Origin of the sequence: Candidatus Tisiphia endosymbiont of Micropterix aruncella, assembly GCF_965178575.1 — a bacterium.
Classification (GTDB): Bacteria; Pseudomonadota; Alphaproteobacteria; order Rickettsiales; family Rickettsiaceae; genus Tisiphia.
In genome coordinates, this window is the sequence record NZ_OZ238268.1 from 1,384,342 (window position 1) to 1,397,708 (window position 13,367).

A 13,367-nucleotide genomic window follows, 5' to 3' on the forward strand; every position below is an offset into this window, starting at 1 on the left:
TCAAGGCTCTAGAAGCCGTAAGAATGAGTGGATAACTCCAAGGATTGCGTGGAATGCGAAAACTATTATGGCATTAGATGCCGAATATATGACAGCTTATTTTTTTATTACTCCCGCATCATTTTTCTTATTGACTTACTTACTCGTCCATATATGACAGCTCTGGGTAGTAATACCATTTCCAATCATGGCACGCACTCAACTATTGATTGCAATTTTTAAATTATCCTGCTAATTCATTTAAGATTTGGTATTGTAATACATTATTATTTTGTGTATCATAATTTGAGTTCGATGTAAGACATCTGTTTAATAGCCTAGGTGTTATCCCTGCGTAGACACACTAGTGTCCGGTTTAAGTCGGCGGCGTCATCTTAGGCAAGTGAGAGCCTTCGGTGCGAACGCTCGCACCGGGATCGAAGGACTTCAAATTGTCGTAAGGCTGATTTGTCAATCTTACTTAACCTGAGTTCGATATAACTTGTTATCAGTATCATCCCTGTTAGGGTTGATGTTACCCCTGATTCCCCTTCGATGTCACCCCTGCCTACGCAGGGGTGACATCGAAGGGGGTTAGAATAATAATTATTTTTAATCACTTGAAATTGAAGGAATTTAAAATGCAAGTATTCGTTGGAAAAGCTGCACCGGATTTTACAGCTAAAGCTATTATGCCTGATAATAGTATAGAATCTGAATTTAATCTTAAAAATTATGCTAAGGGTCATAAAGTTGTATTGTTTTTTTATCCCCTAGATTTTACTTTTGTTTGTCCATCAGAAATTATAGCCTTTAATAATAGATTAGGAGAATTTACTGAGAGAAATACAAAGTTACTAGCAATAAGCGTTGACTCGCATTTTTCTCATTTGGCTTGGAAGAATACTCCTTACAATAAAGGTGGTGTTGGTAATATCCAAATTCCCATGGTGTCAGATCTTAATAAAAGTGCCTCACATAGTTATAATGTACTTCATGATGATGGAATATCACTGCGTGGTACTTTTGTTATTGATGAAGAATTTATAGTAAGGCACTTGTTAGTTAACGATTTCCCAATTGGTAGAAATATTGATGAAGTAATAAGAGTGATAGATGCTCTAGACTATAATGCAAAGCATGGTGAAGTATGTCCAGCTGGGTGGCATAAAGGTGATGAAGGCATTACCCCATCACATAAAGGAGTGGCAGATTACTTAGCTTCTAATGCAGAAAAATTATAGTATATAGCGTGGGTTTCTACTGCTAGTTGTAATTTTTAAACTTCCCTAGTTAGAAATTAATTGTTTTTTTATTTTTTTACTTAGTGGGAAAAAATTTTGCTATATACTGCAAATATCATTCAAGGGATAATACCATTTCCCATTATTAACTACGCTAATACTACAGTTGTAGTTACTACCCAGAGCTGTCATTCCCGCGTAGGCGGGAATCTAAAAAAATAGCCTGAAAGACTATTAAACATTATTAGATCCCAGCTTTCGCTGGGATGACATCGTTTTGACATTAGTACTACAAAAGAGATTTGATGCTTAAGGAGCTATTTTTGGATACTAACCGAGTATCTTATACAAAAGAAACAATTGATATTCTAAGACTAATTAGGAGTGAAAATGTTGGTTCGAGAACTTTTTGGAGTTTAATAAAGTTATTTGGTAGTAGTAGTACTGCAATTGAAAATATACAAGAATTTTCGCTGCGAGGTGGACGCTCTAAACCAGTAAAGGTATTTTCACAAAGTGAGGCAAGTAAAGAACTTGAGCTTTTGGAAAAGAATAACGCCAAAATTATTACCTATAAGTCTCTAGAATATTCAAGGTTATTGTTAGAGATTTTTGATTGCCCGCCGATACTAAGTTATAAGGGCAATATCGGGTTATTATCACACGAAAGATGTTTAGCAATTGTTGGAGCAAGAAATGCTTCAGTAAATGGTCGTGCTTTTGCAGCTAAAATCGCTAAGGAATTGACAGACGCAGATTATATAATGGTTTCTGGACTTGCAAGAGGTATTGATACGGCAGTACATCAAGTTAATACCTCTAAAACAATAGGAGTTATAGCTGGAGGAATTGATCATGTTTACCCCTTAGAAAATGTTAAATTATTCGAACAAATTCAGCAAGAGGGGTTAATAATTGCTGAATTACCAATAGGTTCAAAACCTCTTGGACAACATTTCCCACAGCGTAATCGATTGATTTCTGGTATATCTCTTGGAACGGTAGTAATTGAGGCAAGCCTAAAATCTGGATCATTAATAACAGCAAGGTTTGCTTTAGAACAGAATAGAGAAGTATTTGCAGTGCCAGGATTTCCGCTAGATCCTAGGTGTCAGGGTACTAATAAACTTATCAAGGAAGGAGCATACATGGTGGAATCTACCCAAGATATAGTAACTAATCTACCACATTTTTCTAAGGTTGTCAGCAAATCTAAGGATGTGGCAAATGATTCAGCTGAGAATAACCAGTTTAAAGCGTTAGATGTAAAATATGCTAATCCAATTACCAACGATATGCGTATGAAAGTTAAGGAGCTTTTATCTTCAACTCCTATAGATTTTGATTGTTTGCATCAAACGCAGCTACCTTTGCAGGTTATATATATGATAATACTGGAGCTAGAACTGGCTGGAAAAATAACTAGATATCCTGGCAACAAGATATCTTTAATTTATAAATAAATATGAAATTAGTAATAGTAGAATCGCCAGCAAAGGCGAAAACGATAAATAAATATCTAGATAATGGTTTTAAAGTTATTGCTTCGTTTGGACATATTAGAGATTTACCATCTAAAAATGGTTCAGTTCTGCCAAATGAAGATTTTGCTATGAAATATATTATATCAGATAAAGCAGAAAAATATGTTGAAGCAATAACTAAAGATGCTGCCAAAGCTGAAATGATTTATCTAGCAACAGATCGAGACCGAGAAGGAGAATCAATTGCTTGGCATGTTGCAGAAATAATAAAAGAAAAAAACTTGGTTAAATCTAGTGATTTCTTTAAAAGAGTAGCATTTGATGAAGTTACAAAAAAAGCTATTTTATATGCAATTGAAAACCCAAGAAAAATTGATATTGATTTGGTTAATGCTCAACAAGCAAGGAGGGCATTAGACTATTTGGTAGGATTTACTTTATCGCCGATATTATGGCGTAAATTGCCAGGATGTAGATCAGCCGGAAGAGTGCAGTCTGTAGCACTGAGACTTATTTGCGAACGAGAAGATGAAATTGAACGTTTTAAATCGCAAGAATATTGGGATATTAGTCTTAATGTTCTTAATAGTAATAATGAACCGTTTTTAGCGAGATTAACTCATGTTAATGGTAAAAAATTAGAGAAATTCTCAATTACTAATGAACTGGCTGCCAATGATCTAGTCGAGAAAATAAAATTAAAGAATTTTCATGTTGCAGCTATAGAAAAAAAACAGCAAAAACGTCAACCGCAACCGCCTTTTATTACCTCTTCGCTGCAGCAAGAAGCTGCAAGAAAATTAGGGTTTACTGCTAAGAAGACTATGCAAATTGCCCAAAAACTTTACGAAGGTATGGATATAGGTAATGAAACTATAGGTTTGATCACTTATATGAGAACGGACGGGACAACTCTTGCTAGTGAAGCTGTTGAGCAAATACGTCAGTTGATAGATAAGAATTTTGGGGATAAATATCTGCCAACTAGCCAACGAGTTTATAAATCTAAAGCTAAAAATGCCCAAGAAGCTCACGAAGCGATTAGACCAACTGATATTACCCTGCTACCAGAAAAGTTAAAGGATAAACTAGATAAAGATTATTACAAGCTTTATGACCTAATTTGGAAGAGGACGGTAGCTTGCCAGATGGAAAATGTTATTATTGATTTGGTAGTAGCTCAGCTTGATACAGAAGATAAAGAATTTACATGCAGAGCAAATGGCTCAATTATTGCGTTTGATGGTTTTTATAAAATTTATCGAGAAGGTCTAGATGATGAAACAGAAGAAGAAAATAGGCTTCTACCACCGCTAAAAGAAGGAGAGAAATTAATTACAGATTCAGTGAATCCAGCACAACATTTCACTGATCCGCCCCCAAGATATTCTGAAGCTAGTTTAGTAAAGAGGCTTGAGGAACTTGGTATTGGTCGCCCGTCTACTTATGCTTCAATTATATCAGTGTTGCAAGATAGAAAATATGTAGTTGTTGAGAAAAAACGATTCTTTCCAGAGGAATTAGGGCGTTTAGTTACAACATTTTTGACAGGTTTTTTTAAGAAATATGTGGAATATGATTTCACAGCTGATCTTGAAAATGATTTAGATGAGGTGGCAGAAGGTAAAATAGAATGGAAGTCTTTACTAAAAAAATTCTGGGATGGGTTTAATAATAATGTAGAAGTAGTTAGTGGAAAGAAAATATCTGATATAATTACTTATGTTGAAGAAGCCTTAGATTATCACTTATTTGGAGAAAAGTCAGAAAGTAACAATTCAAGAATTTGCCCATCCTGCTCTACAGGTCAATTAGGTCTGAAACTTGGTAAGTTTGGAGCATTCTTAGCTTGTAGTAATTACCCAGAATGTACTTTCAAAAAACAAATTACCTCTAAAAATAGTGATGATGTTGCTACTATGGAAGAGAACAAACTATTAGGAGTAAATAAGGATGGTTTTGATGTTTTTCTAAAGAAAGGCCCATATGGTTTATATGTACAGACTAGTGAGCAAGTTGCCAAGGGTGAAAAACCAAAACGTGCATCGTTGCCACCTTCTATTGCACAAAGTGATGTTACTCTTGATTTAGCTATGAGGTTGCTTGAGTTGCCAGTTAAATTATGTTTACATCCTGAATCTCAACAAGAGATTATACTTGGTATAGGTAGATATGGTCCGTATCTTAAATATCTTGATAGGTTTATTTCAATACCAAAAAGATACGATCCTTTTACCATAACAACAGAGATCGCTGTAGAAATAATTGAAGCTAGTAATAATAAGTTAAAGAATAAACAAGAGAAAGATAATGGCAAACAGGTGATAGTTGCAACAAAAACTTCTAAAAAGAAGGCTACAGCAAAAAAAAAAACAAGAAAGAAAAAAGTACAATAAGCGGTTAAGATAAAATTATGGGAAGGGTTATCACAAGATTCGCACCATCACCAACAGGTATGCTGCATATAGGTAATAGTAGGACAGCTCTTATAAATTGGTTATATGCTAGAAAGCATAATGGCATATTCATTTTAAGGTTTGATGATACCGATCTTGAACGTAGCAAACAACAATATAAAAATGCCATTGAACAGGATTTGAAATTTCTAGGGCTTAACTGGGATCAAACTTTTTGCCAATCTAATAGACTTGCTAAATATGAAGCTGTAAAAACATTATTATTGCAAAAAAATAGATTATATCCTTGTTTTGAGACGCAAGAAGAGCTGGAACTGAAACGTAAATTACAATTATCAAGAGGACTCCCCCCCATCTATGATCGGGCAGCTTTGAATTTGACTCAACAACAAATAAATGATTATATTAGTCAAGGAAGAAAGCCGCATTATCGATTTTTGGTATCGCATACTCCAATTATGTGGCAAGATATGATTAAGGGTGAAGTTAAATATGATGGGAAGAATCTTGGTGATCCGATAGTTATCAGAGAAGATAATAGTATGACTTATATGCTTTGTTCAGTCATTGATGATATTGATTATTCGATTACCCATATTATTAGGGGCGAAGATCATGTAACTAATACGGCGATTCAACTACAAATGTTTGAAGCACTACAGGGAGAGCTATACTCAAATCAAAAGAGTATACCCGATGAATTTCAAGAGTTGGCTAGGCGTACGAGTGGCGAGCGAACGGAGCGTAGTAAAACCTACGTGAGTACGCGAAGTCCCGAAGTACAACAACGCCAATACTTGAAAGGCGAAGGGTATATACCGAATTTTGCTCATCTTGGTCTAGTCATTAGCCGAGATGAAAAAATATCTAAAAGAATAGGAGGGTTTGAGATCGCTGCTCTAAGGGATGAAATTGGATTAGAACCAATGGCAATTAATAGTTTTTTTAGTTTAATTGGTTCGTCATCAAGTATTGTATCGTTTAAGAATTTAGATCAGCTAATAAAAGAGTTTGACATTAATAATTTTTCTAAAAGTCCAACAACTTATTTGCCGGAAGAATTAGAACGTCTGAATCATAAATTACTAATTAGCCTTAGTTTTGATGAAGTAAAAGATCGCTTAAGAGAGATTAAGGCTGAGCAAGTAACTGAACAGTTTTGGTTGGCAGTGAGAGCTAATTTGCAAAAATTATATGAAATAAAAGATTGGTGGAATATTTGTTACTCACCATCTAAAGTTGAAGGCTTAGATAAAGATTTTTTAAAACAGGCAGCTATATTGTTACCAGACGAACCAATAACCCTCGACAGCTGGAGCATATGGACTAAAAAAATTATGGTCGTTACTGGTAAAAAGGGCAAGGATGTATTCTTACCTCTAAGGCTTAGCATAACAGGAATGCCATCCGGACCGGAAATGTCAGTAATATTACCCTTACTTCGCAGAGAAGAAATTATAAAAAGATTAAGTTGATTTTTGTGTTGATGTCATTCTCAGCAACGGTTGCCCGCTGGATCAAAAAGCCAACGTAAGTAATGATATACTCAAATGATTTGAGTATATCATTACTGTTATGGGTGGGGTGTTACCCATAGTACCCTACATTTTTTATATAACCACTATTAAAATGGCTGCTGATCGTCTATTAGCGAGGAGTCGCTGAAAGCGGCGACGCGGCAATCTAGGATACGCGAAGCGTTACTCTAAAAAAACAGCTCCGCTGTTTACCTAGATCGCCACGGCATCTAAAGAGCCTTGCTATGACGATTATAGAAAAATTAGGGTACTATGAGTGTTACCCCCCTGATTCCCCTTCGGATGTCACCCCCCTGCCCCTTCGCAGATGTCACCCCTGCGAAGGTAGCGGGGTCTAAAATAACTTAACAACCTATCTTGGTCATTTTTCTAGATTCCTGACCAAAGCGGGAATGACATAAACACTACGATGTCACCCCTGCGTAGGCAGGGGTCTAAAATAACTTAACCTGAATTTGATATAACAAGTTACATCGAATTCAGGTTACTTTAAAATTGGGGTCATAGTAAAGTTAATTATAACTTTACTATATTACTTCAGGTCCACCTTCATTACATATTACATGCTCTGTAAGTGAACTTATACCGGCTAGCTCTACTTTATGCTCATCTTGTGCTGTAGGTTGATATTTTACAGTAGGAAAGTCTGGGGTATCTATCTTATGAGGGACTTCAGCCTCTTCTCCTGTATTAGCCCAATCTGAAATATACTTCAGAATCTTTTTTTTTCCAACAGCCACTGCTGTTAAACCAGCACCAACCACTGCAATAACCAAGGGAATAAATATTGCCTGTTTACATTCTGGTGTAAAACCATTCTTACATGCATTAACTATATCTTTTGCCAATTCATCAGGATCAGTTTCAGCATCAATAGTTGAGTTATTACTACTAACTTCATTCACATAGTTTAAGGTTGTGTTAAATGCAACCGCAGCAGCCGTACCCACAAATGCGACGCCTGCAGTTAACACTTTATTAACTGTATTGTTTATATTCTTAAGCATTTTGATTTCCTTTCTTAAATTATTAAAAAAGACTCGCTATATAAGCTTAGTTTAACTAATACTTTTTGTATTAGAAGTTACTTAATGCTCTTATATAAATTATTTATAAATCTGTCTCAATAGCTAATAAAGAGCTGGTAGCTTATTTTTACAAATTCTCAGTTAATTAACAGTTTATATATAAAGCCTGTTAATCAACATAAAAAAATATTAATAAATGTCAATAAATTATTTTTAGAGCAAAGTTAAAATGTGAGGTTCTAAATAGCGTAAAGAGGGTGAACGCAGCTGCTGTTGCATATAATGATCTAAAAACCCTAACTTTATTTGATAAACCGTCTTACCTATTTTATGTGCAGTTCTTTTTAGAAAAGCCCACACTAAAAATGCAAAACTTACGCTATAAGTGAAAAAGTGATAAATTATTTTAAGAATAAAAAAACATGCCAAAGAGGATAAATTGTAAGCAATAACCTCAGTTCGATATAAGAATTATTAATTCTTATATCGAACTGAGGTTACGTGAGTACCACAGGTCTTGGACAACGACAACGCAATTGTTGATTTTCATCGAGTATATTAACTTGTTACATCGAACTCAGGTTAAATTAGGGAAAACCATGACTTCCTACCTTCCGAGTTTTAAAAGCAGGAGCTAGCTTTTTGGATTCTTCTTGATTAATTTCAACAATTCTATTCTTTAGGAATGTTTGTAAATTTACATCATCTTTAACATTAACATGTTCTCTTTTTTGTTGGTATCCTATTTGAGGAGATCCATTTGTACTTTCTCTCCTTTGTTCTGTTTTTAATCTAACCGGTCCTACATTTGCTTCTTTCTCTCCTCCAGAACCAATTTCTTTAACTCTTTCTCCCCTTCTATCAGCTTCAACCCGTGCTAATTCCTGCAATAGTTTTATCTGTTCTTGAGGAGTTGATAATTTTTTTAATTCTTCATTGATATATTGTTCCTGACTTTTAAGTTCTTTTTTTTGCAAATTTTTATATATCTCTTCTGCTTGTACAATAATCTCAACATTGGTTTTTCGAGATGGAATTACCCGTGTTTCTAGGTTCTTCCTAAGGGATTGTGCTAGCTCTTTTGCACTTTCCTCAACAGGCTTTGACTCAACTAATTTACTAGCTGTACGAACATTATCAACTACTTTTGGTGTTAGAACGGGGGCATTTTGAAGAGTGGGGTTAGGTTCATCTAGAATATTACCCCTTGGATTTACTTTTACATTTGCTTTTTCTGGTGTTAGAACAGGTGTGGTATCTAGGGCATCAAGAGGCTTATCTAGAATATTAACCCTTGCATTTACTCCTTCCTCTTGGGTCGTGTCAGCAAGAGAAACCACAGCCTCTTTTGTTCTACCCAGCTCTTCAGTCTTCTGAGGGGAAGTTATAATACGGTCCACAGATGGTGTATCGATAGATTGTGAAATATCCACGTCATGTCCCTTGTTTTGGGCTACTTCTTTCATCATTGCTTTATATTTTTCTTGCGTTACTGGCAAGGTATATATCTGTCCACCATGCTCTATATACCCAACTGCATTAGGACTAGTTCCACTAAACTTAACTGGACGTGGTGAACTGACCTCGATTAGCTTACCATCATCATCATAGTGAGCAGTAAAATATACAGCCTTACTTGCGGCAATATTTCTGCCAAGTGAATCCTTTACCGCTAGCGATAAATGCATTGAACCGCCATCATTAAGTTTTATCGGAAAATCTATCGTCCTATAATTTTTAATTGCTACTGTAGTACCATCACTTTTTTGCACTGTTTGAGGAGGATTTATTTGATGTGTTGCTTCTGTTAATCTAGCAATCTCGTTGTCATTTACATCTCGTACTATCTGCGTTTTAGTAGTAATACCATTACCACTTTCTCCAACTCCATCCTTCCATTCCATAGTACTAAATCTATCTGTAAACTGGGTATGAACATTTTTGTAGCCGGCAATTTCTACTTGTTCTAAAGCTCTTTTTAACTCAGCTCCTCTAAGAACTTCACTGATTTTCTCTTTGTTTTCTTCATTTTCACAGTACACACGAAATTTAGTTATATCTCCAATTTCTTTTGGTTGTGCTATATTATTATTTACTAGAGCTTCAACTATTAGCTCCCTCTGCTTGGTTAAGATTTGATTTCTAATTGCTTGGGTTATAGGGTCAACATCTCGATCGGCAGCAGAAAAAGAAGAGGTACGGATAGCGTCAAAAGAAGGGTCTTCTAATTCTTTAAGACTTTCCTCAGCAGAATCTTGCAACACAAAGACGTCCTGAGCAAGTTCTTCTTTAGCAGGTTCTTCTATTTTAGTAGAAGCAATGATTGCCTGCAACTTACCTTCATATCCTTGCCAACTATCAGGCATGTTCCCTTGCTGTAGGGACTGTGCCAATTTGTCAGCTAGTTTCTCAAACACTATAGCTTTCTTAAATGTTAACTCATCTTGTTCAGTATTTCCCCCTATCTTTTCACATTCATCAGCATTAGTCTTGATTGCTTCAGCAAAACCGTCTAATACATCATTTACTACAGCAACCTTGCTTTTTTGTGCAATCGAATGATCTCCCGAAACTCTATTTGGAATTTTAAGTAGATAGTCAAATAGAGAATCAATGGCTGCATTTTCAATTGGAGTATCTTCTACATTACTGTCTACTTTTTCTCCAGCTTTATCTATTTCAATCATTAAGTCTGTATAATAATCAAAATACTCTCTAGGATTTTTCTCTTCACTCTTACTCATTTTTACCACCCTATTCTTAAATTCTAATTATATTGATGCTAGATAATATTCTTCTTTAAAGCAACTATTTTGTTTTATTTTTAAGACAACTTCCTTAAAAAGTAGGCTCATTCACTTTAATTATATCATAAATAATATTAGCACTAAGCATATACGCAATTATATCTTGACATTTTCTTTACCTAGAGGCAAACTAAGCTTTAACAGGCAGTAGTAGTGGTAATTATGATCTTGATATTTATTTTAATGTTTTATGTTTTTACAATTAATAGGCATAGAAATACCCAAAAGAGCTATAATTTTATCATACCATTATTTTATATTAATTTTTTAATAGCTAGTATCTATTTTTACTTACATGCTACTGACCACTTAAATATCTCATTTTAATTTGTTATGAATCCAGTTTTAAGCCGACCTACAATTATATATATTGCTATTGCTATTTTATGTATAGTAACAAATGTCGTAGCCTTTATTTTCCAATTTTTTTATTATGAACTACCCTGCCCTTTATGTTTATTACAAAGATTCGGTTTTATTGCTATCGGACTTGGAGCACTACTTAGCATAATATATAATCCTTCTTGGAAATATGATATGATTATATTCACCTCTAGTGTTTATACGTTGATGGTAGGGATTAGGCAGGTTTTGCTGCATATTTTACCCCATGATTTAGGATATGGTAATACTTTTCTTGGGTTACATTTTTATACATGGTCAGCAATAATTTCTTTTTCTTTAATCCTATTAATGTCTATAATCCCTATAGTTAGCCTTATTCTAAGTAAATTTAGTATACTACAATTTTATCCTAGTTTTGTACCTACGTTAATTGAGATTAGTTTGATAATTATCACTCTTGTTAATGTGTTTGCAACTTATTTTGAATGTGGTTTTAGTATGTGTCCTAGCGATCCTACAACTTACTTAGAATGGAAAAATTTACAGCAATTATTTGGTAGTAGTTAAGTAATTTTAATTTATTAGATTTCTGTTTAAAAAAGACGACTATTTCAAGAAGTTTAATTATATTACTATAACCTCAGTTTGATGTAATAAATTAATAGTAGGCTCAAGTAATCATCGCCATTAGGGATGACATCGTGGTATTAAACCGATGTCTTACATCAAACTGAGGTTACTATAACAGGACATCATAAAAATTTTTAATAATAACCAATAAATGGAGGATAAAATGTCAAAAAGCTTTGTAGAAAAAGTAGAAAAAAAGGCAAGAAGATTAGGAGAGAAAATAGAGCGGAAAGTAGAACAAATTGTTGACGCTATACCAGATAATGATCAGATAATGGACGAAGTGCAAAATGTATTTAAAAAAATTAACTCTAAAGTTGATCAAGTAAGCCCAAAAGCTGCAAGAGCTTTGCGGGATGCGGCAAGAAAAATAGGGAATAAAGCAAGTCCAGTTGATGAAGTAATTGAAGACTTAAATAATCTCAAAGATAATTTTATGAAAGATATGAAAACCCCAAAAGTTATCACTCAATTCGGTGATTTTTTAAAATCTACTATCGCTTTAATAGGATCTATTGGTAAATCTGAAAAAGAACGTGGAAAAGCATATGATAACTTTACAAAATCAACAGAAGCCCTAGGTAAAGCGATTAGCAAAGCATTTGAGGGGTCAAGAACACGTTGAGGATAAAATATTATCAAGGCAGATTGATTCCTGCGTGGGTTCATTAGTGTCCGGAGCTATCTTTATAGTTAACTTTTAGCTATAATAATAGAAGTGCTGTCACTCCCTGCGAAGGTAGCGGGGTCTAAAAAAATAGCATGAAGGTATGTTATATAGTTTTAGATCCCAGCTTTCGCTGGGATGACATGTAAGACATTGGTTTAACAACTCCGATGTCATCCCCCCTGCAGGGGTCCAGATTCCCGCCTTCGCGGGAATGACATTAACCCTAGCAGGGATGACACCCTAGGCTATTAAACCAATATCTTACATCAAATTAAGGTGTTAGATTATTTTTTAGTCTCATTTGTTATTTGTAACTTTGGTAACATTATTTTGATATCAGCTTTACTTTCAAGATCAGCAACATACTTTAATATAGCATCTCTACTAAGTTGATTGGTTATACCAGCAGTAGCTTCCTCCTTAGAAGGTATTTGTGCAGCTCTTTTATCAAGTACAGTAATTATATGCCAACCAAATTGGGTTTTAACTGGAGCAGAGATTTCATTTACTTTCATTGATAATGCTTTATCTTCAAATTCAGGCACTAGCTGTCCAGAAGTAATATAGCCTATTTCTCCACCATTTGCTTTAGACCCTTCATCTTTTGAGAAATCCTTAGCAAGCTTAGCAAATTTTTCCCCTTTTTTAAGTCTATTTTGTACATTTATTGCTTCTTTTTCAGTTGCAACCAAAATATGACTTACTTTTACTTCCTCTTTTCCTTTTAGGCTAGCAACTAATTTATCATATTCAGCATTAATCATTTTCTCATCAACATGAGATTTTACATAACGCTCCATCAATTCTTGCTGAACCAATTGGTTTTTTACGATATTCAACTTAGATTGGAATTCTTTTGAAGATTCAATATTAGAATTCTTGGCTTCTTGCTCAAGCAATTTTGCATCAATATAGCCCTTTACTAACATTTCCTGTATATTCGCATCGAAATCAGCAAACTTTTTTCCTTTAGCACTTGGTTGGGTATCTAAAGAAGGTTGGAATTGTTGCATAACCTGTGATTCTTTTACTTCACCACCTTTGTAGGTAGCAACAATTTTATCTTCATCAGCAAAAGCATTACTCGCAAGTAAACTAGCAGCTAAAAAAATTATAGTTGTTCTTTTCATTTGTTATCCATTATTATATATTGTTTATGATAGCTGGATTTTATAAGGATAACCCTTCTACGTCAACAGCTATTTACAATTTGTTTGATAAATAT

At 34.5% G+C, this 13,367-nt stretch carries 9 protein-coding genes; 6 read left to right on the top strand and 3 right to left on the bottom strand.

What is annotated here, in order from left to right:
- The first annotated feature begins 620 nt into the window (after nucleotides 1-620).
- From ACN1AG_RS06755 to ACN1AG_RS06770, 4 genes are all read left to right on the top strand, one after another.
- Complete coding sequence (locus ACN1AG_RS06755; protein ID WP_417904815.1) at nucleotides 621-1,223, top strand: peroxiredoxin; 603 nt, start codon at nucleotides 621-623, stop codon at nucleotides 1,221-1,223.
- Between the two features lie 323 nt (nucleotides 1,224-1,546).
- Nucleotides 1,547-2,686, top strand: coding sequence for a DNA-processing protein DprA (gene dprA / locus ACN1AG_RS06760; RefSeq protein WP_417904816.1), 1,140 nt, complete (start codon nucleotides 1,547-1,549; stop codon nucleotides 2,684-2,686).
- A 2-nt stretch (nucleotides 2,687-2,688) separates the two neighbouring features.
- The gene (topA, locus tag ACN1AG_RS06765; protein WP_417904817.1) at nucleotides 2,689-5,103 is read left to right on the top strand and encodes a type I DNA topoisomerase; all 2,415 of its coding nucleotides are present in this window, start codon (nucleotides 2,689-2,691) and stop codon (nucleotides 5,101-5,103) included.
- Nucleotides 5,104-5,120: 17 nt separating this feature from the next.
- Entirely contained in the window at nucleotides 5,121-6,599 is a 1,479-nt protein-coding gene (locus ACN1AG_RS06770) for a glutamate--tRNA ligase (protein WP_417904818.1), read from the top strand.
- 590 nt (nucleotides 6,600-7,189) lie between these two features.
- Here the strand turns inward: ACN1AG_RS06770 and ACN1AG_RS06775 are convergent.
- Complete coding sequence (locus ACN1AG_RS06775) at nucleotides 7,190-7,669, bottom strand: hypothetical protein (RefSeq protein WP_417904819.1); 480 nt, start codon at nucleotides 7,667-7,669, stop codon at nucleotides 7,190-7,192.
- A 608-nt stretch (nucleotides 7,670-8,277) separates the two neighbouring features.
- Nucleotides 8,278-10,434 (bottom strand): Sca4 family protein, encoded by a 2,157-nt coding sequence (locus tag ACN1AG_RS06780; RefSeq protein WP_417904820.1) that lies wholly within the window; start codon nucleotides 10,432-10,434, stop codon nucleotides 8,278-8,280.
- Nucleotides 10,435-10,830: 396 nt separating this feature from the next.
- Between ACN1AG_RS06780 and ACN1AG_RS06785 the strand changes: the two genes are divergently transcribed.
- Both ACN1AG_RS06785 and ACN1AG_RS06790 read left to right on the top strand, forming a co-directional pair.
- Nucleotides 10,831-11,409 carry a disulfide bond formation protein B gene (locus ACN1AG_RS06785; RefSeq protein WP_367363904.1) on the top strand — a complete coding sequence of 193 codons (579 nt, stop codon included), beginning with the start codon at nucleotides 10,831-10,833 and terminating at the stop codon, nucleotides 11,407-11,409.
- Nucleotides 11,410-11,635: 226 nt separating this feature from the next.
- Nucleotides 11,636-12,097 (top strand): hypothetical protein, encoded by a 462-nt coding sequence (locus ACN1AG_RS06790; RefSeq protein WP_367363903.1) that lies wholly within the window; start codon nucleotides 11,636-11,638, stop codon nucleotides 12,095-12,097.
- A gap of 329 nt (nucleotides 12,098-12,426) precedes the next feature.
- On the opposite strand, the gene ACN1AG_RS06795 is transcribed toward ACN1AG_RS06790, so the two are convergent.
- Nucleotides 12,427-13,272, bottom strand: coding sequence for a foldase protein PrsA (locus tag ACN1AG_RS06795; protein ID WP_367363902.1), 846 nt, complete (start codon nucleotides 13,270-13,272; stop codon nucleotides 12,427-12,429).
- Between the last annotated feature and the right edge of the window lie 95 nt (nucleotides 13,273-13,367).